20 protein-coding genes, 1 tRNA gene and 4 pseudogenes are annotated in these 22,822 nt (G+C 68.1%); 6 read left to right on the top strand and 19 right to left on the bottom strand.

Annotated elements, in window-relative coordinates; translation table 11 throughout:
* Positions 1-130 precede the first annotated feature (130 nt).
* Entirely contained in the window at positions 131-424 is a 294-nt protein-coding gene (locus LI337_RS10430) for a DUF7533 family protein (RefSeq protein WP_227229781.1), read from the top strand.
* Here LI337_RS10430 and LI337_RS10425 read toward each other — a convergent pair.
* The 6 genes from LI337_RS10425 to LI337_RS10405 form a co-directional block, all read right to left on the bottom strand.
* Positions 408-1,724 carry a M24 family metallopeptidase gene (locus LI337_RS10425; protein ID WP_227229780.1) on the bottom strand — a complete coding sequence of 439 codons (1,317 nt, stop codon included), beginning with the start codon at positions 1,722-1,724 and terminating at the stop codon, positions 408-410. The two genes, LI337_RS10430 and LI337_RS10425, sit on opposite strands and share 17 nt — an antisense overlap.
* A complete protein-coding gene (locus LI337_RS10420; RefSeq protein WP_227229779.1) occupies positions 1,721-3,565 on the bottom strand; it encodes a UvrD-helicase domain-containing protein in 1,845 nt (614 codons plus the stop codon). Before LI337_RS10420 ends, LI337_RS10425 begins: the two co-directional genes overlap by 4 nt.
* Before the next feature lie 96 nt (positions 3,566-3,661).
* Positions 3,662-3,820 (bottom strand): DUF7563 family protein, encoded by a 159-nt coding sequence (locus LI337_RS20295; RefSeq protein ID WP_425600775.1) that lies wholly within the window; start codon positions 3,818-3,820, stop codon positions 3,662-3,664.
* 172 nt (positions 3,821-3,992) lie between these two features.
* Complete coding sequence (locus tag LI337_RS10415; RefSeq protein WP_227229778.1) at positions 3,993-4,172, bottom strand: HVO_0416 family zinc finger protein; 180 nt, start codon at positions 4,170-4,172, stop codon at positions 3,993-3,995.
* Positions 4,173-4,371: 199 nt separating this feature from the next.
* Entirely contained in the window at positions 4,372-4,542 is a 171-nt protein-coding gene (locus LI337_RS10410; protein WP_227229777.1) for a hypothetical protein, read from the bottom strand.
* A gap of 40 nt (positions 4,543-4,582) precedes the next feature.
* Positions 4,583-4,667, bottom strand: a tRNA-Ser gene (locus LI337_RS10405).
* A 134-nt stretch (positions 4,668-4,801) separates the two neighbouring features.
* Between LI337_RS10405 and LI337_RS20290 the strand changes: the two are divergent.
* From LI337_RS20290 to LI337_RS10390, 3 genes and pseudogenes are all read left to right on the top strand, one after another.
* Positions 4,802-5,272 (top strand): annotated as a pseudogene (locus tag LI337_RS20290) (AAA family ATPase); the annotation flags it as partial.
* Complete coding sequence (locus LI337_RS10400) at positions 5,273-7,540, top strand: LAGLIDADG family homing endonuclease (RefSeq protein ID WP_380700209.1); 2,268 nt, start codon at positions 5,273-5,275, stop codon at positions 7,538-7,540. It abuts the pseudogene before it with no gap.
* Positions 7,541-7,544: 4 nt separating this feature from the next.
* Positions 7,545-8,756, top strand: a complete 1,212-nt coding sequence (locus tag LI337_RS10390; RefSeq protein WP_227229776.1) for an arylsulfotransferase family protein — start codon at positions 7,545-7,547, stop codon at positions 8,754-8,756.
* A gap of 48 nt (positions 8,757-8,804) precedes the next feature.
* Here the strand turns inward: LI337_RS10390 and LI337_RS10385 are convergent, their stop codons facing one another.
* Genes LI337_RS10385 through dcd form a run of 3 tightly spaced genes read right to left on the bottom strand, consistent with a single transcriptional unit; the run spans position 8,805 to position 11,086 of the window.
* Positions 8,805-9,536: a class I SAM-dependent methyltransferase gene (locus LI337_RS10385; RefSeq protein ID WP_227229775.1), complete on the bottom strand. Its 732-nt coding sequence runs from the start codon at positions 9,534-9,536 to the stop codon at positions 8,805-8,807.
* Positions 9,533-10,444: a thiamine-phosphate synthase family protein gene (locus tag LI337_RS10380; protein WP_227229774.1), complete on the bottom strand. Its 912-nt coding sequence runs from the start codon at positions 10,442-10,444 to the stop codon at positions 9,533-9,535. The genes LI337_RS10385 and LI337_RS10380 overlap by 4 nt, the downstream gene beginning before the upstream one ends.
* Before the next feature lie 60 nt (positions 10,445-10,504).
* Positions 10,505-11,086: a dCTP deaminase gene (gene dcd / locus LI337_RS10375; protein ID WP_227229773.1), complete on the bottom strand. Its 582-nt coding sequence runs from the start codon at positions 11,084-11,086 to the stop codon at positions 10,505-10,507.
* A 149-nt stretch (positions 11,087-11,235) separates the two neighbouring features.
* On the opposite strand from dcd, the gene LI337_RS10370 reads away from it, so the two are divergent.
* Positions 11,236-11,418, top strand: coding sequence for a DUF7836 family putative zinc-binding protein (locus LI337_RS10370; protein WP_227229772.1), 183 nt, complete (start codon positions 11,236-11,238; stop codon positions 11,416-11,418).
* A gap of 55 nt (positions 11,419-11,473) precedes the next feature.
* On the opposite strand, the gene LI337_RS10365 is transcribed toward LI337_RS10370, so the two are convergent.
* Positions 11,474-12,190, bottom strand: coding sequence for a phosphoglycerol geranylgeranyltransferase (locus LI337_RS10365; protein ID WP_227229771.1), 717 nt, complete (start codon positions 12,188-12,190; stop codon positions 11,474-11,476).
* Positions 12,191-12,402: 212 nt separating this feature from the next.
* Here LI337_RS10365 and LI337_RS10360 point away from each other — a divergent pair, with 212 nt between their 5' ends.
* Positions 12,403-12,783 (top strand): DUF7522 family protein, encoded by a 381-nt coding sequence (locus LI337_RS10360; protein WP_227229770.1) that lies wholly within the window; start codon positions 12,403-12,405, stop codon positions 12,781-12,783.
* A gap of 10 nt (positions 12,784-12,793) precedes the next feature.
* On the opposite strand, the pseudogene LI337_RS20185 reads toward LI337_RS10360, so the two are convergent.
* From LI337_RS20185 to LI337_RS10320, 9 genes and pseudogenes are all read right to left on the bottom strand, one after another.
* Positions 12,794-13,798, bottom strand: a pseudogene (locus LI337_RS20185) (topoisomerase DNA-binding C4 zinc finger domain-containing protein); the annotation flags it as partial.
* A gap of 3 nt (positions 13,799-13,801) precedes the next feature.
* A pseudogene (locus LI337_RS20180) lies at positions 13,802-15,127 on the bottom strand (helix-turn-helix domain-containing protein); the annotation flags it as partial.
* 267 nt (positions 15,128-15,394) lie between these two features.
* Positions 15,395-16,933 (bottom strand): annotated as a pseudogene (locus LI337_RS20175) (DNA topoisomerase I); the annotation flags it as partial.
* Between the two features lie 612 nt (positions 16,934-17,545).
* A complete protein-coding gene (locus LI337_RS10345; RefSeq protein ID WP_227229767.1) occupies positions 17,546-18,031 on the bottom strand; it encodes a molybdopterin-dependent oxidoreductase in 486 nt (161 codons plus the stop codon).
* Positions 18,032-18,034: 3 nt separating this feature from the next.
* The gene (locus LI337_RS10340) at positions 18,035-19,333 is read right to left on the bottom strand and encodes a P-loop NTPase (RefSeq protein WP_227229766.1); all 1,299 of its coding nucleotides are present in this window, start codon (positions 19,331-19,333) and stop codon (positions 18,035-18,037) included.
* A gap of 2 nt (positions 19,334-19,335) precedes the next feature.
* Positions 19,336-20,181 carry a HEAT repeat domain-containing protein gene (locus LI337_RS10335; RefSeq protein ID WP_227229765.1) on the bottom strand — a complete coding sequence of 282 codons (846 nt, stop codon included), beginning with the start codon at positions 20,179-20,181 and terminating at the stop codon, positions 19,336-19,338.
* Positions 20,178-21,104 carry a DUF8068 family protein gene (locus tag LI337_RS10330; protein ID WP_227229764.1) on the bottom strand — a complete coding sequence of 309 codons (927 nt, stop codon included), beginning with the start codon at positions 21,102-21,104 and terminating at the stop codon, positions 20,178-20,180. Before LI337_RS10330 ends, LI337_RS10335 begins: the two co-directional genes overlap by 4 nt.
* Positions 21,101-21,865 (bottom strand): molecular chaperone TorD family protein, encoded by a 765-nt coding sequence (locus tag LI337_RS10325; RefSeq protein ID WP_227229763.1) that lies wholly within the window; start codon positions 21,863-21,865, stop codon positions 21,101-21,103. The genes LI337_RS10330 and LI337_RS10325 overlap by 4 nt, the downstream gene beginning before the upstream one ends.
* A complete protein-coding gene (locus LI337_RS10320; RefSeq protein ID WP_227229762.1) occupies positions 21,862-22,713 on the bottom strand; it encodes an ethylbenzene dehydrogenase-related protein in 852 nt (283 codons plus the stop codon). The genes LI337_RS10325 and LI337_RS10320 overlap by 4 nt, the downstream gene beginning before the upstream one ends.
* Positions 22,714-22,822 lie beyond the last annotated feature (109 nt).

Genomic DNA, 22,822 nt, shown 5'->3' with positions numbered 1-22,822 from the left:
CGAGAGCACAGAGAACGTCGACACGGTCGGGAGACAGCAGATCGCCATCACCGGCCTCTCTCCCGCAGGCGGCTTAGCCGTTCGGGGGAAACGGCGGGCTTTTGTCTCCCCACCGGCGACTCACGACCGAATGCGACTCGGGATTCTCGACACACTCGGGCTGGCGGCGACGCTCGTCTTCGCCATCCCCATCGCGTTCGTCGGCGTCAGACTCCTCCTCCAAGAGCAGTTCTTCCTCGGCGGCTTCCTCCTGCTCACGGCCGGACTGATGGTCTACCTCCAGCGCGTCGCCACCACGCCCGAGGACATCCCGATCAAGATCGCGGAGAAGCTGACTGGCGGTCTCGTCAAACCGCCCGAAGAGGACGAGGCGGAGGCGACCGATACCGACGAAGGCGAGGGGCTGCTCAGTCGCCTGCGCTGACGTACTCGGCCGGTTCCATTCCGGTCGGCAGGCTTCCCAGCAGTTCGTAGCCGTCCTCGCGCACGACCGCCACGTCCTCGACGCGGACCCCACCTCGGTCGGGATCGTAGACGCCCGGTTCGATCGTCACCACCGCCCCGGCCGGCAGTGGTGCGTCGTCTCGGAAGGACGGCCCCTCGTGCAGTGAGAGCCCGATCCCGTGGCCGAGGCTGTGGACGAACCCCTGTTCGTCGCTGTCGACCCGGAAGCCGTACGCCGCGATCTCGGCGGCCGCTTCCTCCTGCACGCGACGCGCGGGCACGCCGGCCGCGAGTTCGGCGAGGGCCGCCTCCCGCGCGGCGGTCACCGCGACGTGCGCCCGGCGCTCCCAGCCCCCCTCGCCGTCGACGACGAAGGTTCGGGTGCAGTCGCCGTAGTAGCCCGCTGGCCCGCGCGGTGACACGTCGAGCAGGACCGTCTCCCCGGCGTACAGTCGCCGCAGGCCGGTGAAGTGCAGGTCGGCGCAGCTCTCGCCCGCGCCGATCACGGTGTTGCCCGCGTCTCGGACGCCTTCGACCGCGAGCGTCGCGTTCACCTGCCGCCGGAGACGCTCGGTGGAGAGCGGTGCCCCCTGCCAGTAGAGCGGTCTGCGCTCGTCTTCTGCGTCGGCCTCCGCGACCGTGCTCTCCGCGAGAATCGTCGCCGCGCGGCGGACTCCACGCCGGGTCGCGCGCTGCACCCGGCGCAGGTGCTCGACCTCCGCGTCGGTCTTCACGATCCGGGCGTCGGTCACGGCGGTCGTCGATTCGACCCCGTAGCCGGCCTGTTGTAGGTACGCGACCGCGTCGTGGGGAATCTGCCGAGGGACGAGGATCGACGGCGATCCGGTGTCCGTGTCGGTCGTCTCGTCGCTCGGCGACTCGTCTCGCGGGCCAGCAGACGGAGCCACGTCGTCGCCGACGAGTCGGTCGAGGAGTCGCACCGCACGCAGACCGGCCGGCGCACCTACGTCGTCGGTGACGACCGTCCCCGCGAACTCCCGGCGGGCCTGTTCGGCGAACAGCGCCGGGGCGAGCAAGAACTGTTCGTCGGCGGTCGCGACGAACGCGTAGTGGCGGTCCGGCCCCGAGAAGCGCGTCAGGTACCGGAGGTCGTCGTCGAACCGGTCGCCGACGTGGACGACCGCGACCGCCTCGCTGTCGGCGAGTGTGACCGCGAGCACCGAGTCGTCGGTCGCGGGACCGTCGTCGCTGGTCGCTGGCGGGACCGCAGGATCGTCACGGGTGCCGCCGACAGCGGGACCGTCGGCGTCGTCGCTCACGAGGTCTTCGGTGCCTGCGGTTCCTGTGCGGCCTCGAGCAGCTCCTCGACCGGCGTGTCGCGCAGTTCGTTGTGGAGCAACACGGAGACCGGCAGCGTCGGCGCGCCGTCGATCAGGTTCTCCAGCACGACCAGTCGCTCACGGGCACGCGACATCCCGACGTAGAACACCCGGCGCTCGTTGTCGGTCAGCACGGGGACCGGCGAGGTCGTCGAGGTGAACTCCTCGACGCCGTCGACGTCGGTCGGGTCGTCCACCGAGGCGGCCATCTGCTCGACGACCTTCTCGGTCAGATCGGTGGAGACGAAGACGTGGTCGGCCTCACGACCCTTCGCGGAGTGGATCGTGCCGACCCGGACGCGGGAGGGATCCATCCCGGCGTAGTCCCCGGCGAAGTACGCCTTGATCGACTTGCGCTGGAAAGAGGTGACCTTCCGCACCATGTCGCCCGCCGAGGCGGGGCCGGGCATGAACGGCGCGAAGTTCTTGATCTCGTCGGCGTCGAACGCCAGTTCGGTCAGCGTCTCGACGCCCTCCGCCTCCTCGCGGTCGTCGATCAGGTCGTAGAGGTCGTCCCGGTCGTTCGTGCCGAACGCCGAGTCCTGCAGCATGTCCGCGAGTCGGCGGGCCTGCAGTCCGTCGACCGTCTCGCCGCGCTCGATGGCTTCGACCGCCTTCACGTACTGGGTGAGGCGGTCGGTCCACATCCGCTGGTCGGTGAGACATTTGAAGGGGATACCCTCGCCGATGAACTCGTCGATGAACTGGAACATCTGGTAGCGCGCCCGGAACAGCAACATCAGACTGCCGTCGTCCTGCTGGACGGTGAACCGGACGTTCCGGACCAGATCGAGCATCGAGGGGCTCTCGACGCCCTCGACTGCACCCCCTTCTTTGCGGGGCTTGAGGTCCTTCTCCTGTCGGTTGTCGATGTGACGGATCTCGCGGTTGACGACGTTGAGGATGCGCGAGGGGAGGCGGTAGGAGTTCGGGAGGATGACGTCCTCGTCGCGGTCGGCGTCGAGTAAGAGGTTCGGATCTGCACCCTGCCAGGCGTAGACGACCTGGTCGTCGTCGCCGGCGATCAGCACCTGCTCCATGTGGGGTTTCCACTCCTCGTACACGTCGTACTGGAGCGTCGTGATGTCCTGGAACTCGTCGATGACGAGGTAGTCGACGTTGGGGACCAGCGACCGCTGTTTGACGCGTTCGAGCATGTCCGCGAAGCCGACGAGGTCGTGTTCGCCCTTGTACGAGCGCCACGCTCGGATCGTCTCGGGGACGTCCACGCGGTCGTCGGAGGAGGGCCACGTCGGGGTGTACTTGTTCCCCTCCTGTGAGTTGGGGTCGATCTCGGGGGGGAGGCGCACTTCCTCGACGTCCCACTGGAACGGCACGTCGTACCAGTCGGCCACGTCCCGGCGAGTGCGCTGGAGCCACTGACTGGTGGCGATGATCTTGTTGCCGAGCGTCGTCGAGCGGGCGGTCCGGCGACCTGCGCCGCCGTACTCGTCTTCGTACTCGATACCGTAGTCCTTGCAGAACTCCTCTTTGTCGTCCTCGCCGACCACGTCGCCACGCGAGAGGTTCAGCAGTTCGTACGCCTTCGCGTGCATCGTACAGACGTTCCCCTGGAGGGAACGCGGTGACACGTCGAGTCGCTCTGCGAGGCGTTCGCGGACCTCGGCGGCGGCGGCACGGGTGTACGAGACGACGAGGATGTCCCGCACGTCGACGTCGTCGCGGTCCAGAATCTCGTCGACGCGGTCCAGCAGGGCGGTGGTCTTCCCGCTCCCCGGTCCCCCGAACAACCGGGTCACAGTCACGTCGGAATCGCTCATTGTGGGGGTTCACGCCCTACTGGGTGATAAACGGCGTGGCTCGTCGTGTCGGCGACGGAGGAGGCCCGGTCGCGGGGACGCCGGGGTGGTACCAGTTCAGGTGCGGCGCGGGGAACGCGCTTCCCGCACGTCGGCACCGTCACGAATCTTGTCCTCACAGCGCGGACAGACACGAGGGTCCTCGACCCCGTCGGGGGTGAACACTCGCACGTAATCCGCAGTCACGAAGGAACCGCAGTTCTGACACTCGGGCATCTTTCGCCTATAAAAATAGGCAAATAATTGCATATAGTTCTATCGGAATATCGAAGATTCGACCACGCGACGCCGGCACACCGGTCACACGTCTCACGTTCGTCGGTGTGTGATCGGTGGTATCACGAAAACGGCGTGTTTCCTCCGCGATTCGACTCGCCGGGGCGGCCGGTCAGTTAGGTCGCCAGCCGCACACCGAACACTCTACTGCGGACTCCTCGTGAAGCCCCCCACAGTCCGGACACTGGAGCTTGTTGTAGCTTCGCTCCCACCGTGTCGGTTCGGTCTCGTGACCACGGTCGGTGAGAAACTGGTCGAAGAGTTCGTCGTCAGCGCTCGGTGCTGATGCCATACACGTCATGGTATGTCATACCACTATATATGCTTGGTGGTAGAACAGATCGAGTCGTCGAATCGAATCGTTCGGTCACTTTTTCCCGTTTCTGCTACGACTTCGATCCAATTTTCCCGTTGACAGTCTCGCCGGGGCGATTCCTCCGGTGGCTCCGCCGGCGTCTCGACTGCGACGCTGACTGAACGGCCGGGGGCTCTCACCGGCCGTCGGCCGCGACCGATGCGACCGAGTTCTCACCGCGACCCAATTCGACCGTGTCCTCGGCCGTGTTACCCATCCGAGCGTCACGGCTCGGCACCGACTCCTCGGCCGTGTTACCCATCCGAGCGTCACGGCTCGGCACCGACTCCTCGGCCGTGTTATCCACCCGAGAGCCACGGCTCGACACCGAGTAGAGACCGTAGAAGCGCCGAGGAGGAGATTTGAACTCCTGTGTCCTGACGGACAGTTGCTCTCGAAGCAACCGCCTTGGCCGGGCTAGGCTACCTCGGCTCGTATTGTCGTAGCGACCGCTGGCGTTTAATCCGTTTCGATTCGCGACGAGGGCGGTGCGTGGTTCGACGCCCGACCCCGACGTGGCATACGGGACCGGGACACATAAGTTCGGCCCGCCCGCCGACGACCACATGGACTCCGCCGAAGCGAGCGAGGCGTGTCGTCGGGTGCTGGACACCATCGACGACGCCGTCATCGCCGACCCCGCCTTCTTCGACCGCATCATGGTCTCCGTGCTGGCCCGCGGCCACGTCCTGCTCGAAGACGTGCCGGGCACCGGGAAGACCCTCACCGCCCGCAGTTTCGCCACCGCGCTCGGACTCTCCTTCTCGCGCATCCAGTTCACGCCCGACCTCCTCCCGTCGGACGTGACCGGGACGAACGTCTTCAACGAACGCGACCGCTCCTTCGAGTTCTCCGAAGGTCCCATCTTCGCCAACGTCGTGCTGGCCGACGAGATCAACCGCGCGCCGCCGAAGACGCAGGCCGCGCTCTTGGAAGCGATGGAGGAAGGACAAGTAACCGTGGACGGCGAGACGCGTGAACTTCCCAAACCGTTCTTCGTCATTGCGACACAGAACCCTGTCGACCAGGAGGGGAGTCTGCACCCGGACGAGACAGTCTACATGAACGGCGAGCTGTGGCGCGCCGGCGACGCACTCGCCCACGCAAAATCGGAAGGAGAGTTGCTCGTCGAAACCGACGACACGAAGCTGTACGACTTCGACGCGACGACACAGACCCTCCAGCCGGACGGGAGCCTCAGCCAACAGCCCTGTCTCGTCTACGAGACCGACTACGAGGGGGCGATCCACACGGTCCGAACGAAGACCGGGCGCGAGATCACCGTCTCCGGTAACCACCCGTTCCTCGTCAACCGTGACGGTCGAATGGAGTGGATCGAGGCAGACGACCTCGCGGTTGACGACTCACTCGTCGCGCCCGACCGCCTTCGGGTCGATTCCACTCCGTTCCCGAGCCACGACGCGGTACTCGACGAACTCGACGATCAGTTCGACGTACTCCGGCGCGACCGGATCGAGCGGCTTCGGGACCGACTCCACGCGGAACGGGAGGGTGACACCGACCTCTCGGCAGACGATCTCGATACCCTTCGGATCGCCGCCGGACTGTCGAAGACGGCCCTGACGGAGCGTGTCGATGCGACCTACGACCGTGTGTTGAACTATCTCCAAGGTGCCGACACGGCGGTCGGCGTGCAGATCGCCGACGCGCTTCGTACGGAAGAGATCACTCTGGCCGACTGCATCGAGACACACGGGATCAGCCGGTTCGTGGACGAACTTTCGGACGAGGAGGCTGGGTTCTTCGTCGGGTTCGTTCTCTCGGACGGGAGCTACGACGAGACCTCGGTGAAGATCTACCAGAAGAACCACCCAGATGCGTTCGACCGCTGGACCGATCTGGGGGAGAAACTCGGCTTCGAGGTGCGCACTCGTGAGATTCACGGGGGGCGTGAGGCGGCAATCGACTCGAAACCGCTCGTCGAGTATCTCGATGCACGATACGATCTCCGGAATCCCACGCGACTGCTCGACGCGCCGGAGGCCTTCCAGCGGGCGTTCCTCGACGTGTTCGTGCTGACCGAGTCCCACTTCGACACCGACCAACGCCGGATCACGTTCACCCAGAAAGATCGAGAGACGACGAACCTGATCGCGCATCTCCTCCTCCAGTTCGGCATCCGACCATGGATCGTCGACGAGGAGCGCGTCCACCGAATCAAGATTCAGGGTGAAGACCTCCGGACGTTCGTTGAGGAGTTCACGTGGCCCGGTGAGGAACCCGACCTCTCGGAGTTCGACTCGGTCCATCGGTCTCTCCCGGTCGACCGGAACCAACTCGAACGGATCGTCGAACTTCTCGGAATCGAATACGCGGGCGACATGAGCGACCGCGACTGGTACAACGCCTACAAGAACCTCGGCAGTGGCCGTCCCAGAGTCCAGGAGTCGTCGATCACGTCGTTCACCGAGGATATACAGGCGGAACTCGCACAACGACAGGTGGCGACTGTGACCGACGCCGCCCGGACCGACCTCGGCGAGACAGCCAAGCAGTGTGGACTCTCGATGACCGACGTGGTAGACGAGACCGAACTGACGAAACACCGGGTCTGGCAGGCGTATCAGGGAGAGACAGCACCTGACGAGGCAGTGGAGTACGTCGCAGAGACGTACCGTCAACGCGTGGAGAAAGCCGAGACACTCCTGTCATACCTCGAAGACCTGACGGACAATGACGTGTTCTACGACCGGATCACCGAGATCGAGTCGGAACCGTACGAGGGAACGGTCGTCGGACTCTCCGTCCCACGAACGCACAACTACGTCGCCGGATTCGGCGCGTGTGGGATCAACCACAACACGTTCCCCCTCCCCGAAGCACAGGTGGACAGATTCGTCATCAAGACGAAGATCGGCTACCCCGGACTGGAGGGCGAGACCGAACTCCTCCGGCGGCGCGCCGGGCGGAGTACCCAGTCGCCGAGCGTCGAACCCGTGCTCGACCGCGACTCGGTCGTCGGGATCAGAGAGGCCCCCGAGTCCGTCCGCGTCGAGGACGACCTGCTGTCGTACATGGCCGAGTTGACCCACGCGACCCGGCAGGACCGGCGCGTCTCGGTCGGGGTCTCCCCGCGCGGGACCCAGCGCCTGTTCGAGGCGACACGCGCGCAGGCCGTCCTGCAGGGCCGAGCGTACGTGACGCCCGACGACATCAAGACGATCGCCGCCTCGGTGCTCGCACACCGCCTCGTCCTGACGCCGGACGCGCAGGTGAACGACGTGGACAAGGCCGACGTGATCGCCGACGTGTTATCCCAGGTCGACGTGCCGACCGTCGAGTAACCCGATGTGGCGACGACGCCTCCTCGTCGTCGCAGCGATCCTCGCGGTGGTGTTCGTCCCGGTGCCGACGCCGGCCGACGTGCCGACGACGCTCGGCGACCTGTCGCCGAGCGGTGCCGACTCCGCGACCGGACCCCAGCCTACGACCGCGACCGACGCCGACAGCATCACCTGGATAACGACACAGGGCCACTGGCGCGGCCTCGGCGGCGGGGAACTCGTCGCGGTCGACACGGCGACAGGGGAACGGCTCTGGACACACGACCGGTACAACCACTACTACGACGTGGACCCACTGAACGAGTCGCACCTGCTCGTCTCCGCCGGCGGCGTCTACTCCGGCCAGTGGGCCATCGAGATCGACTGGCGCGAGAACCGCGTGGTCCGGCGGGTGCAGATTCCCTGGGACACCCACGACGTGGACGCGCTTCCCTCCGGCGACTGGGTCGTCGCCGACAAAGACGACTCCCGCGTCGTCGAGATCAACCCCGGCACCGGCGCAGTCGGCTGGGAGTACCGCTTCGACGCTCACTACGACCGCGAGCAGAACGGCGTGGCCGGCGACTTCACGCACCTGAACGACGTTGACGCGATCCGAAACGGCTCGGCGTACCTGCTCTCGCCGCGGAACTTCGACCGGGTGCTGGTGGTGAACCGCTCCACGAAGGAGACCGAGTGGGTCCTCGGGGGACAAGGCGACCACGCGACGCTCGAACGTCAGCACAACCCGACCCTCCTCACGAACCGGAGCGCCGGCGGCCCGAGGGTACTCGTCGCGGACTCCGAGAACGACCGCGTGATCGAGTACCACAGAACAGGCGGCGACTGGCGGGCGACGTGGACCTACGCCGGCAACCTCTCGTGGCCGCGCGACGCCGACCGCCTCCCGAACGGGAACACGCTGATCGTCGATTCGGGTGGCCAGCGCGTCCTCGAAGTCACGCCGGACGGGGAGATCGTCTGGGAGCGCCAGCGGCGACTCCACCCGTACGACGCGGAACGCCAGTCCTTCGGCGACGAACCCGGTGGCCCGCCGCTGGACAGCGGCCTCGTCGCACCACCCGGGGAGGCGAACGGCGGCGAGTCCGACTCGCTCGCACTGCTCGCGTGGGTCCCGCCGCGACCGACGCTGGCCCTGCTTCTGCTGCTCGGCTGGATCGGCGTCGAACTCCGGGGTGTCGGTCGGCGCCTCCGCCGAGTCGTCGGCCGGGACTGAGCCACCGCGCTCGCCTCGTCTCACCGATCAGCCACTCGGCCGGGCGTGTCACTCGACGGTTCCACTGCTCAGTCGCACGAACCCGAGTGCGTGCGTCGAGTGCTCGACGTCGGAACAGTGGTCGAACAGCGTCCGGTGGGCGCTCGCGACCCGGCGGTCCAGTACGCCGCCCGGCGAGCCACCGTGACGTTCACTGGTGCCCGGCGGCGACGACGCGAGGACGAACGCCCGGAAGACGGCGTTCAGTGGCGCGCCGACGGTTCGCGTACTCCGCGCGAGGTCGAGGAGGGCGACGCGTCCGTGCTCCCCGACGAGGTCGGTCCAGTCGGCGACCGCCGACGCGGGGTCGCCGAGCATCCCGACGACGAAACTCGACAGCAGGGCGTCGGCGTCGCCCGCCGAGAGCGGAGGGCGGGTCGCGTCTCCCCGGACGACGTGGACGTTAGCCCAGCCCTCGCTGCGGACGCGCTGTGTGGCGGTCGCCACCATCCCCGGGGTGAAGTCCACGCCGATCACGGTCCCCTCGGGACCGACACGCTCCCGGAGGTGCGAGAGGTTCGCCCCGGTGCCACAGCCCATCTCGACCACGGTGTCGCCGCGGTCGGGCGCGAGTCGGTCGGCGGCCCGCGCTCGGAGGCTCCCGATACCGGGCGTTCGCGTGGCGAGTGCGTCGTAGAGGCCGGCCCACCGCGTGTAGAACTGCTGGGTCGCCGTGACGCCGTCCGGGACTGTCTCGGCCGAGCGGTCGGCGGGGTCGGACTCCCCGGCGCGGTCGGTCATAGCAGGTCGCGGACGACCCCGGCGACGGTCGCGGCGTCCGGGCCGAGGACGTAGGTGATCGGTTCGATACCGTAGCCGCCGGACTGGTAGACGACGACGGTCGCCGGCGGATCCTCCGCGTCGACCGCCTCCGCGAGTGCCGCCCGAACCGGGTCGGTCGGCGCGTCGGGGTCGAACTCGACGGTCTGGTAGCCCGCCGCGTCGAGGTCGTCGATCAACACCGGGTCGTACCGGAGGTTGACGGCCGCCCGCACGTCGAGGCCGGCCTCGCGGGCCGACAGGAGGACGCCCGCGACGTGTTCGCTGACGCCGAACTCCGGATCTCCGGGGACGGTCGCTCGTCCCTTCACGTCGAAGATTCTGCCGGGGACGCCCGCCACGTCACCGATGTCGCCCGCTTCGGGGAGACACTCGACGAGGTTCGACCCGACGTTCGGTATCAGGCCGGCGAACCCCGAGGCGCTCGTCAGGGTCCGGAGACCGCGCCGGACCGACGCGAGCACCTGTTCCGTGGTCCGGACCCGGCTGTCGGGGTCGTGGACCGCGAAGTCCGCGTCGTACTCGGCGAGTTCGGGCATCGCCTCCTCGTGGAGACGGGTGAGCAGGTCGCCGTCTTCCAGTCGGCGGACGAGCACCTCGGCTTCGACCAAGGCCCCGACCGGCGAGAGCTCTCCCGAGGCGAGACCGTCGGCGATGCGTTCCACGAGGTCCTGCACGCGTTGATCGTCCAGAAACTCCTCGCGGCGCGAGACCTGTCCGTGGGCGTACTTCGAGACAGCCGACTGGCTGATCCCGAGGGCGTCGGCGACCTCACGCTGGGTGAACCCGCGCTCCCGTAGCGCCTCGGCGAGCATCGACCGGAACGTCGGGAGGAACTCCTCCACGACCACCTCCTCGACGAACTTCATCGGTCGATCACCGTCCCTGTGACCGTCATCGGTCGATCACCGTCGCGGGTTCAGTCGCCGTCATCGTTCGAACTCCGGATCGTCCTGGATCCGGGACGCCTGCGGCCCGTCCTGGTCCTGGTACTTCGAGCCGCGTTCGGCACCGTAGGGGCGTTCGGCCGGCGAGGAGAGTTCCGTGAAGACGAGTTGGGAGATGCGGGTGTCCGGTTTCAAAGACACGGGTGCAGTGCCGAGGTTCGACAGTTCGAGCGTGATCTTGCCACGGAACCCCGGATCGATGAAGCCGGCTGTCGCGTGCACCACCACGGCGAGCCGACCCAAGGAGGACCGCCCTTCGACGTTCGCCACCAGATCGGGTGGGATCTCGACCCGCTCTTTCGTCGTCCCGAGCACGAAGTCGCCGGGGTGGAGGATGAACTCGCCGTCCCCGTCGACAACCGTCTCGGTGACGTACTCGTCGACCTCGCGTTCGCTGTCGGGGTGGATACAGGGGATGTTCGTCCGGCGGAACTCCAGGAAGCGGGAGCCGAGTCGGAGGTCGATGCTGGCCGGTTGAATCTGGGTCTCCGGGTCGTCGAGTGGATCGACGACGAGGTCGCCGCGTTCCAGGCGGGCGAGCAGGTCCCGGTCGGAGAGGATCATACCCGAGTCGGGGTGGCCGGAGGTGTAAAAGTTCCCGGTCGGCGCAGTCCTGACGTGCCGGGCCGGCGACCGGGTCGCGGTCGAACCGACGTAAACCCCCGCGATACGACGGCACCGAGCGGTTCCCCCCGGCGTCCCAAGCGGGTGGTATGCAGGAGACGCAGGTGCAACTGCTGTGTCCGGCGTGTACGAGAGACTGGGAACTGGACCCGCGCGACCTTTCGGGACCACGGGAAGACTTCGCGTGTCCGGACTGCGAGGAGACGGGCGTCACGGCGGATTTCCTCCGGACGAAACGCGATCTGGACGTGTTGCGGCAGTTCTCCGAGTGAACGGGATCGGTCGATCATCTGGCGACGCGACCGGCGACCTGTCGCGTCAGTCGCGTCAGTCGCGGTCGGCGTGGGCGTCCTTCACGCCCTCGACGGTCTGCCGGACCGCCTCGACACCCTCGTCGTGGAGCAGATCGCCGACGACGACCGTGTCGGCGTGCCGGCCCATCTCGTAGGCCGAGTCGTAGTCGTGGATGCCGCCGCCGTAGAACAGCGTCGCCTCGTCGAGTGCGTCGCTGGCGGCCGCGACGGTCTCGCTGTCGCCGAAAGTGCCGGAGTATTCGAGGTAGACGATCTCCTGGCCGAACATCCGCTCGGCGACGGCGGCGTAGGCGGCCACGTCGTCGGGCGCGAGGTCACAGTCGGCGCTGGTGTACTCGGCGACTGCGGAGTCGGGGTTGAGGACGATGTACGCCTCGGTGTGGGTGCGGTCCCAGTCCATCCCGTTCTCGATCCGGACCCACTCCTTGTGCGCGCCGGTGATCCAGAACGCCTCGGTCGAGTTGAAGACGGTCGGGATGAGGTAGCCGTCGAGTGCCGGCGAGTCGATGACGACGCCCGGATTCGAGGGTTCCTGATAGAGGGGGACGCCGTACTCGGCGCAGGCGTCGATGACGCCGCTCATGTTCTCGACGGTCATGCCCGTCGTGCCGCCGACCTCGATGGCGTCGGTTCCGGTCTGGCACACGTCTGCGAACGTCTCCCCCTCCACGAGGTCCTTGTCGGGATCGACCTTCAGGATGTGATCCCAGTCCTGCCACGGCCCGGTCATTGGGAAGTGGTATTCGGGGGTGGGTAAAGAAGTGTGCGGAACGTGGGGAGCAGAGAAACGGACTCGATGGAGTTGCACGACGCGACGGCCACGGCCTCTGTTCTGTCCAGAAACGTCGCATCGTGTGTGTCGCCGTGGCCCATGTTCGCATCCTTTCACGCTGTCCGAATCCCGAACGAATTTATCCGCGCCCCCCAACCACCAGTCAGCAGATGCCAGCACAGATCGACGAGTTGGTTGCCGAACTCCAGTCGCGCGTGGACCCGCACCTCCGAGGCGTCTACTACGGCGACTTCGAGGACCGCGACTACCGCATCGCGTACAGTGACGGCGAGCCAGCACCCGACTACACCGCAGAGGAGATCGACGTGATCGTCGAAGACGTGTCGTTCAAACAGCTCGACTACGACCGGAAGGGAGCGGTCCACGAACCGCTGGGTGACTACCTCGTGGACCTCGAGGTCTACGAGACCGGGATCAACGTGATCGCCCTCGGCTACGACGCCCCGACGATCCTGATCGGCCTCGACGGCGACCCGGCATCCATCTCCCCGGCCGTCGCGGCGGTCGACGCAGTGCTGGGCGACGACTGAGGCCGCCGGCTCAGTCCGCCTTCGCCTGCCAGTCCCGCACTTTGTCCGGGCCGACGCCTTCGACCATCTCGGCCAGCGCGTCCGGTTCGGCGTCTTTCAGCCCCGGCACGTCCTCGACGCCGGCGTCTTTCAGCTTCTCGGCCGTCTTCTCGCCGATGCCCTCGATGCTCTCCAGTTCGCTCCCGCCGGCCTGCTTCGCCTGGTACTCCCGGTAGTTGCAGATCGGACAGCCGAGTTCCCACGGTTCGTCGCCCGAGTGAACCACGAGATGCGGCAGGTCGTGTTCCTCGCAGAGTTCGTCGGTCACCTCGATCTCACCCCGGCGCGGGAGCGGGAGCGAGTAGTCACAGTCCGGATACCGGGTACAACCGACGAGCCGCGATCCAGAGCGGAGCTGTTTGATCGCGAGTTCGCCCCCGTGTTCCTCGCCACACTCGGGACACGCCCCGATCACCTCGTCTTCCTGTTCGTCCGCTTCGTCGGCCTTGCACTGCGGACAGCCGTGGACGAACGTCTTCCGGCCGGCGAGCATCTTCACGTGGTGCAGGTCGTGCTCCTCGCAGGTGTCGTCCAGGAGGAGCGGTTTCCCGGTCGACGGTAGGGGGAGTGTGTAGTCACAGTCGGGGTAGCCGTCACAGCCGACGAAGTACGAACCGTGTCTGCTCTTCCGGACGAGCAGGTCCGCCCCACACTCCGGACACGGTCCGAGCGTCTTGTCCGCCTTGAGTGACTTCTTCAGGTGCTCGCCGAGTTCCTCCCGCGACTCGGTCAGCCCCTCGAACACCTGTTCGAGCATCTCCCGCGACTCCTGGGTGACGTCCTCCAGTGACTTCTCGCCGCGGGCGATGGCCTGCATGTCCGCCTCCAGTTGGGCGGTCATCTCCTCGGAGACGATCAGGTCCGCGAACTCCTCGCCGGCCTCGACGACCGACCGCGCGAGCCGGGTCGGGCGCGGCGGGTCGGACTCGATGTAGCCTCTGTCGTACAGTTTCTGGATCACGTCGTGTCGCGTCGAGTTGTGAACGAATACACCACCCGTGACCGCGAAGTTCGGTGCATCGTCCGTGACCGACAGGTCGTACACAGCCCCGTCGTACTCTCGGTCGGTGACCGAGCGGACAGTCGTGTATGAGGGGTATCCCAGAACCCTCGCATAGATCGAGTCCTCGAAGTCCGAGGTTGCGTAGCGAATCACCCGGTTCCGATCCGGGCTCCTGTTGCTTCCTTCGAACTCCTTCCGGATGTACCCGTACTCACGGAGTTCTCCGAGAATGTCGTTCACTCGACCGCGACTGAGGCCGATCTCGGTAGCGAGTTCCCTCGAAGTTCGAGGCGATTCGTCTACAAGCTCGAGCAGACGTGCTTTGTGCTGAGTCACGTCGTACGCTCGAAGGCCGTCTAGTGCGCGGTAGAACTTCTCGTCGCTCGTGATCGGGACGACATCGACGAACCGTTCGATGTTCCGCCGACCCCGGATGTGGAGCTTGTGTTGGTCCGGAGCCAACTTCGACTCGATGTCGAACTCGGCGAGCATCCTGCTGATGCCCGCGAGCAGATCGTGATCGACGTTCGAGATGAACGCCTTGCGTTCCCGCGAGACGTGGCCCTCGTCGTCGAACATCGCACCGATGAACGCGGGAGCACAGTCTGTGGGTACGTCGGGGCACCCGTCGCTCGTGACCGACTGAAGCACGAAGTGTAGCACACGGCCGACGCTCGCCGGGACATCGACCTGATACTTGTCCTTGTGGTGGTCCTCCCGTGCGGGACGGTGCCGAACTGACGGGCGAATCCCGAACAGCGTCTCGATGTCGTCGGCGAACTTCTCGATCAGGCGACGGTCCGTGTTGTGGTAGCGAACATCGACGGAGTTCTCGGATTCATCGACATAGACCGACCCGTCACCGAGCAGGTTCCCGAGAACACTAGCCAGCGTCGGCGTCCAGCGTATCGGGAACAGGTTCTCGAACTCGATGTCGTCGTTCAGTCCTCGAAGCTTCTCCGGCCGAACTCCGAGGTCCCCGAGCACCCACACCGGCGCTCCGCGACGGCCCGATTCTATCGCAGAGATCCGTCGCTGATCCGTGCCGAGGCGAGCCGCAAGCTCCCGCTGTGTCTCGTCGGCTTCGGAGCGGATCTGCTCGACAGCGGAACCACAGTCCACGCCGAAGAGTTTCGTCGCGTCCGTTGCGCTACTGGTGAACTCGTCCCACGAGACAGCGACAGGTGCGTCGGCGGTCGTCGAAGCGACCGAGGGGGGAGATCGGGCGGCCAACAGTTTGTCACCCGGATCGACTTGGGCCGCAGGGACAACCTCGTACGAGTCTCCGGAGCGAACGTACATCGGGTGGTCGTCGGTGACCGAGACGGTTCCCGAGTCCGATGTGATCTCCAAAATCCGTTCCATTGGTTCAAGCGGACGCCGACTGACCAGTTCGCTGGTTCGCTCTCTCGTTTGCCCCTCTGTTTCCGCAAACGAAAGCGTCTGGGGGCCACCGGCCGTCGTGCCGACTTCGGTCGCTCCGTCCGCGAGTACGACCTGTTCTTCCTCGAATAGATCGCTGACTGGACGGCGCTCGATGTCGCCGTTCTCTGCCCGGACGAGTACAGGGGTGTCGCCGGTGAGGCACTTCGTGCCGATGCCGAGGGTTTCCATCTGTTCGATGAGCCGCGACTGGCCGTACCGGCGGGGTGGCTGGGTCTGCTTCGCCTCGAACTCGGTGTCCGTGACCGCCAGTTCCTCGCCGGTCTCCACGTCCGGCACGATGTTCTCGCTGGCGTTGGAGTACGGGTAGACCGCGTGGTAGCCCGCGTCGAGCAGGCGCTTCCCGTTCGCCTTCAGGCGGATCGGCTGGTCGTCGACCCCGCCGTCCGGCGCGACCTCGGCGACGACTCGGAGGTGCTCCCACTCGGCCGGTTCCGCGACGGTGGCGAAGAACCGCCGGACGACGAGTTCGTACACGTCCCACTCGTCGTCGGAGAGTTCAGAGCGCGACGGCAACTCCCCGGTCGGGTGGATCGGCGGGTGGTCGGTCGTCTCCTCGTCACCCGCCGTCGGTTCGATCTCGTCCTGTTCGAGGATCGTGTCCACGTCGTCCGCGAAGGTGTGGTTCGCAGACAGCGCGTCGAGCAGTTCCTCGGGGTCCAGATCGTCCGGATAGACCGTGTTGTCGGTCCGGGGGTAGGTCATGTAGCCGGCGGTGTAGAGATCCTCGGCGATGGACATCGCTCGCTGGGCGGAGTAGCCGAGGCCGCTCGCCGCCCGGATGAACTGGGTGGTGTTGAACGGCGCGGGTGGGCTGTCGGTCCGGCGGCGGCGGTCGACCTCCTCGACGGTCGCCGTCTCGGTGCCTTCGAGGTTCGCGTAGACGGCCTCGGCGGTCGGCTCGTCCCAGACGCGTTCGGCCTCGGTCCCGTCCTCGTCGAGGTAGAAGAACTGCGACTCGAAGGGATCGCCGCCCGACTTTTCGAGATCCGCGAACAGTTCCCAGTAGTCCTCGGGATCGAAGGCGTCGATCTCGCGTTCGCGGTCGACGATCAGTTTCAGGGTCGGGCCCTGCACCCGCCCGACCGAGATGAAGTCGTCGCCCAACTGCCGCGCGGACAGCGAGAGGAACCGCGTGAGGGCGGCACCCCACACCAGATCGACGATCTGTCTGGCTTCGCCGGCGGCCGCCAGATCGAAGTCGATCTCGTCGGGGTTCTCGAACGCCTCCGTCACCTCGCGCTTCGTGATCGAGGAGAAGCGCACCCGGTCGACGGGCACGTCCTCGTTCACCTCGCGGACGAGTTCGTAGGCTTCCTTCCCGATGAGTTCGCCCTCGCGGTCGTAGTCGGTGGCGATCGTCACGGCGGCGGCGCGGCGGGCGAGTCGCCGGAGGGCGGCCACGATGTTCTCCTGTGTCGGGTGTTTGTCGATGGGCGCGTCGATCAACTCGACCGGTTCCACGTCGCGCCAGTCGTTGTACTCCGGCGGGAAGTCGACGCCGACGACGTGGCCCGACAGGCCGATACAGCGCTTGCCGCCCCACTTGTAGACGTTGACGCCGTTCAGTCGCTCCGCCTCGGCGGACTCCCCGCTCAGGATGTCCGCGATCCGCCGGGCGGCGTTGTCCTTCTCCGTGATGATCAGTTCCGGCCCTCGACTCATTGGCCACCGGTAGGCGCAGGGACGGCCTAAAGCTTTCGTGCCCGAAAACCACACGACTGCGGCGGGGCAAGGCGCGCTCGCGTGTGTACGTGTGTGCTCGTGTCGTGTGTGAGTGTGCTCGTGTCGTGTGTGAGTGTGCTCGTGTCGTGTGTGAGTGTGCTCGTGTCGTGTGTGAGTGTGCTCGTGCTTGCGCGGGCCCGGCCGGGCGACAGTCATCACCGCAGGTCCGAGTACGGCGGGGCACCACCACGTCGGTCTCGGGGTACTCGCCGCACCACGTCCTACCGGGTCACGGTCGCCGGCCGAATCGTGAACCGAGCGCCGGCCTGCGGGCCACAGATGACCCGGCCGAGCACCTGACTCCAGAAACTCCCGGTCGCGTCGTCGAACAGCACGAGGGTCCCCGGGGTGCGGCCCGCCGTGTCCGGATCGGTCGTCGAGACGCCGAACCTCCGCCCGCCTTCGACTGCACCGACGGTGTCCTCCCCCGGCGGTCGCCACAGTTGGCCGGAGACACCGAACGTCGCCGGAGTCGCGGTGACCAGTCGGTCCGCGACGAGACGGTCTCGGGACCTGGCGACGACCGGTCACAGCCGAGAGGTGGCCCGCGAGTCACCCAAACTGCGGGTCGTCCAGCGTCACCGCCTCCAGTTCCTCGGGGTCGTCACGGGCACCGAGTGCGTGCGCCTCGACCGCGACCGGTCCCTTCACACACCGTTCGCCGGGGACGCTCGGTCCGACGAACCGCGTCGGGTACGCCTCGGCGTCCGCCAGTCGCGTCCCATCGCGGCGGAGGGCGACCAGCGCGTCGAGTGCGTCCCGGACCTCGACACAGACCGCGTACCCGTCGTCGGCGACGACCCGGAGGTGCGTCGTCTCGGGCGGCGCGCCGACCGCGTCGAGCAGCTCCGGCACCGGGACGCCGGTCCACGTCGCGCTGGTCCGGTCGCCGGACGCACAGACGACGGTGCAGTCGCGGTCGACGGTCGGGAAGTCGGCCAGCCGTACCGTCTCCCGGTCGTCGCCGACGACCGTCAGTCGCGGTCCGGTCTCGGGATGGCGGTGCGTCCGTGTGGACCGACGAGTGTCGTGTGCCATGTGTCAGGGGTGGGTGGCGGTCAAGAGCCAGTCGTCCGGCGTCTCCCGGGAGACGCTGGCCTCGATCGCGGCGGAGTCCGTCTCTGCCAGCGACGCGAGGAACTCACGGACCGGCGAGGGGTCGCGGTCGCTGACGAGCGTGAACTGCTCGCCAGGATCGAGTGCGCTGAACGCCTCTCGGACGCGCGCCCTCCGGCGCTCCGGCGGGTCGCCCCGGATGTCGACCGCGTCGGCCGGCAGGTCGAGGTCCCACGCGCCGGCGGCCGCCGCCGCGACGTCGCTCGCCAGCGACTCGAACTCGGTCGCCACGGCACCCGGGACCGGCGTCTCCTGGAGGTCGGTCGAGAAGGGTACCTCCGCGAGCACCGGCGCGTCGAGACGGTCGGCCGGGTCCTCGCCGGGGAACAACTCGTGGCTGTCGCCACACGAGGGACAGGTGAAGCCGGCCATGTTGACCACGACGCCCAGCACCGGCACGCCGTTGTCCCGGAACAGTTCCACGCTCCGGGCGGTGTCCTCCAGCGCCGAGGGGAACGGCGTCGTCACGACGACCACGCCGTCGACGGCGACCTCTTGCAGGGTCGTCAGGACCACGTCGCCGGTCCCCGGCGGGAGATCCACGACCAGCGTGTCGTCGGCCGTCCAGGCGGTCTCCTCGTACAGTTCGGTCAACGCGTCGTGGGCCATCGCGCCGCGCCAGGCGAGGGGCGCGCCGGACTCCATCAGACCGACGCTCATCACGTCGAGGTCCGCGTCCGGGCCCGCGCAGGTGACGGGGAGCGGACTGCCGTCGTCGGCCGAGTGGACCGGTCCCTCGACGCCGAGCAACCCGGGGACGTTCGGCCCGTGGATGTCCGCGTCGAACAGCCCCACCGACCGGTCGCCGGCCAGCGCGCAGGCCAGGCCGGTCGCGACCGTGGACTTGCCCACGCCGCCCTTCGCGCTCGCCACGGCGACGACGCTGTCGAACGCACCGACCCCGCCCGACAGGTCGTCGGCCGCGGGCGCGACCGGTTCGACGGTCGCCGAGTCGACGCCCGGCACCTGCCGCACCCCTCGGAGCATCGCCTCGGTCACGCCCGAGGCCGTCCGCTCGTCCAGTTCGGCGACGCTCGCCGAGACCGTCACGCTCCCGTCGTCGACCGTGATCGAGTCGACGAGGCCGGCCTCGAACACGTCGACGCCGGCGTCGGGGTCCCGGACGTTCCGCAGGGCGCGTTCGACGCGCTCTCGGAGCGGCGCCGTGACGCTGCTGTCTGTCGATTCGTCGCGGGTCGTCTGCTCTGGGTGGTCGTCGTGCATGGTCACAGGTCGGGGGTGCGGTTCAGCGCGTCCTCACCGGGTAGTGGCTGGTCGGTCTCGTCCAGCGTCCCGGAGAACTGCCGCCGGAAACTGCCGGCGTCGACCGACAGCGACCGCTCGGCCGTCTTGCGGACGATCCCGCTCTCGTCGGTCTCGGCCGCCTCCCGGAGTGCCGATTCGGCACGCTCGTCGTCGACGCCGCCGAGCAGGTGGGTCGCCCACTCCCGGACGCGTTCGCTCTCGTCGTCGACCGCGACCAAGAGGACCGGCAGGGCGTCTTCGCCGCGCCGTTTGAACAGCGAGACGAGCGCGTTCCGCCGGACCGCGTGGTGCTCGTCCGACAGCGCCTCCGTGATGGTCTCGGCGTACTCGGCCCGGTCCAGTCGGTCGAGTGCGACGACCGCCTCGGCGCGGACCCACGGTTCCGGGTCGTCTGTCAGTCGGCGGGCCACGTCGCCGGCCTCGCGCCCGCCGTGTTTCGCCAGCGCCTCGACCGCGAACTGCCGGACTTCGCCGTCTTCGTCTGTCGTCGCCGCCCGCGCGAGTGCGGTGACGACCTGCGTCGCGTCCTCGTCGGCGGACGTCCGCTCCGCGAGCGCCAGCGCGGCCCGCCGCCGGGCGACGACCGAGCCGTCGGCGAGGGAGTCGAGGAGGTCCGCGAGCGCGTCGTCCTCGACCGGTTCGGTGTCGCTCACGGCCAGTTCCGCGAGCGACGCCTCGCCGATGGTCACGTCCCGATCCACCTCGATGTCTTCGAGGCCGTCGGGGTCGGCGTCGAATCCCGGACTGTTCTCCGGGTGGAGGCCGGGGTCGGGCGGTCCGTCGGTCGCTTCTTCGGGGTCTCTCACGACGGGTCACCTCCCGCGAGCAGACCGACCGCGACCGCGACGCCGACCGCCCGCAGCAGCGTCCCCGGGACCCCCGCTGTCAGCAACAGCACGGGGGCGACCGCGGCCGACACCCCGACCGGTCGCAGTGACCCGTCGGCGTCGGCGACGCCTCCGATCACACGGCGCAGACCACCGACCGTCGCCGCGACCCCGCCACCGACCGCGAGGGCGACGAGGCCGACGGGGACGCCGACGACACCACCGCCGACCAGCAGGACCGCGCCGGCGACGTAGGGGACGCTCGACGCGACGGCGACCGTCAGCAGCCCCGCAGCAGCGCCCGCGAGCAGGGCGAGGCGGTCGGTCGGGAGGCTCGCCGGGAGCAGGCCGACGCCGAGCAGTGCGAGGCCGGAGCCCACCGGTCGGAGCGTAGCCGGCGCGAGGCCGGCGGTCGCCGCCAGCGAGACGAGGACGCCGGCGGTCAGGAGCGCGAGCACGCCGGCCTGCCGGACCTCGGTGGTCCCCCGAGCGAGCGCCGACCGACCGCGACCCCCGACCAGAACGAGGAGGCCGGCGGAGACACCCACAGCCGCCGGGAACCACGCGCTCCCGCCCGCGAGACTCACCAGTCCGAACGCGCCGACGAACGCGAGACCGAGTCGGGCCGTCCGCCGGTCGGCCGCGCCGGCGAGCAGGAGTGCCGCGAGGGCGGGAGCGGCGACTGCCAGCGGGAGTAGCGCGGTGGCGGTGTCGATCACGGCCGGCGGGAGTGTGCCGGGCGCGTTGTGGGCGACGCGGTACAGCGTCGCGCCGGCCACCGGGACCAGCGCGAGCAGGCCCGCGAGGGTGCGCGGCGCGACTGGGACCGCCCCGCCGAGGCGGACGAGTCGTTCGCCGGGACCGGCGTTCGCTCGCTCGGTGTCGATCGTCGGTCGGCTCACCCGCCGTCACCCCCCTCGAACCGGTCGGCCAGTGCCCGCTGGTCGGCACGGACGAACCGGGCACAGAAGTCTGCCACCTCGCCGAAGATGCCGGTGCCGGCCTCCTCGGCCATCCGCTCTGCGACGCCACCGGCGACCACGTGGAGGTGCCGGTCGTGGAGGTCGAGGCGGGCACGGGCCTGCTGACGGGCCGACTCGGGGTCGGCCGTCGCCTCCCGGCGGGCGAGGTAGCCCGCGAACTCCAGTTGATAGGGGAGGAAGTCGTGGTTGTCGCGGGCAGACTCGTCGACTTCGAGGCCGAAGTAGTCGTACGCCCGCGCCAGGTCGAGGTTCACGTCGGTCCAGGAGGCGTCCGGCCGGTAGGCCGTCTCGTACAGCGACACCGCCGGCCCCTCGCTGTCGAGGCTCCCGTCGGTCCGATCCTCGTACTCGGCGTAGCCGATCGTGAACAGGTCGTTGAACCGCGCACACAGCGTGTCGTGGTCCTCCGCGACCGTCAGATCGGGCGGGGTCACGTCGAGGCCGCTCTCGGCGACGAGGTCCCGACAGGTCGCGTCGAGGTCGCCGGCGGCGAGTCGCTCGTACACCGCCGCGTTGGGTTCGTCGAACAGCACCGCGAGCAGCGCGTAGACGCTCCCGCGGGCGGCCGCCTGCCGGTTCACGGCTCCGGGGTCGAGTCGGTCGTCGTCGCCGACGTGCTCGGCGGTGTCGGGCCGCGACTCGTCGTCGGCCACCCCGTCGACCGCTGGGTCGCTCGTCATCCCTCCCCACCTCCGGGGTTGCGGACGGCAGCGATGGTCACCAGCGCCACGCCGACGATGGCCAGCCCGGCGACGGTCCAGAGAATCGACTCGTAGGGCGGCCCCTGCGGCCCGCCGCCGAGCGGATAGTGGTACCACTCGCTGACCGACTTCCGGCCGGAGCGTTCCATCTGCGAGCCGTTCCAGACCGCGAAGGCCACGTCCACGTCGTGGTCGACCGCGAGTGTCGTCCGGTTCGGCGCGTCGCTCTCGATGTTCCGCGAGAGGACGACCGTCCAGCGGCCGTCGTCGTGTCCCGTGGTCGTCTCGACCGCCTCGGTCTCGTACTCCGTCGTCGTGCCGGGGCCGCCCGCGAGCAGTTCCTCGGTCTCCCCGCCGGCCTGCCAGTACCAGACGTTCACCATGTTCCGGGTGCTCCCCATCGAGATCGGTGGTCTGGCGCTGGTGTTCACCGGTAACTGGACCGCCACCGCGTCCCGGTAGTCGCGCGGGCCCGTGACGTTCCGGTCGGCGGTCGCGTCCGGCCACGAGAGGCGGACGTAGAACCGGTCGTCGGTCCGGGCGGTCTGGACCTTCAGCCGCTCGACCGACGTGTCCGAGGCGTTCGGGACGCCGCTGGGTGCGCTGGCCAGCGGGACCGTCACCGGCGGGACGGTGTCCCACGCCGCGCTGTCGGGTGTCTGTGGGTTCTCCGCGGCCGAAACGTCCTCGACCGGAATCTGGTTGGCCGGGCGCGCCGAGACGAGCGCCGGGCCGAGTGCGGTCGTCGCCACGACGAGACAGGCGACGACGACCGCGAGCGCGCGGTAGCGCGTCCTGTTTCTGTCACTGGTGTTTCTCCTATTCATCGTCGAACACCTCCAGAGCGAAGCTCTGGCGTACTCGAATGACCTCACTTCGTTCGCTCATTCGAACACCGTCAGGGCGAGGCCCTGACGAGTTCGACGATGCGACACT

It is taken from the genome of Salinirubrum litoreum, from assembly GCF_020567425.1.
Classification (GTDB): Archaea; Halobacteriota; Halobacteria; order Halobacteriales; family Haloferacaceae; genus Salinirubrum; species Salinirubrum litoreum.
The sequence above is the reverse complement of the archived record's forward strand: the minus strand, read 5'-3'. Positions and strand labels throughout refer to the sequence as shown.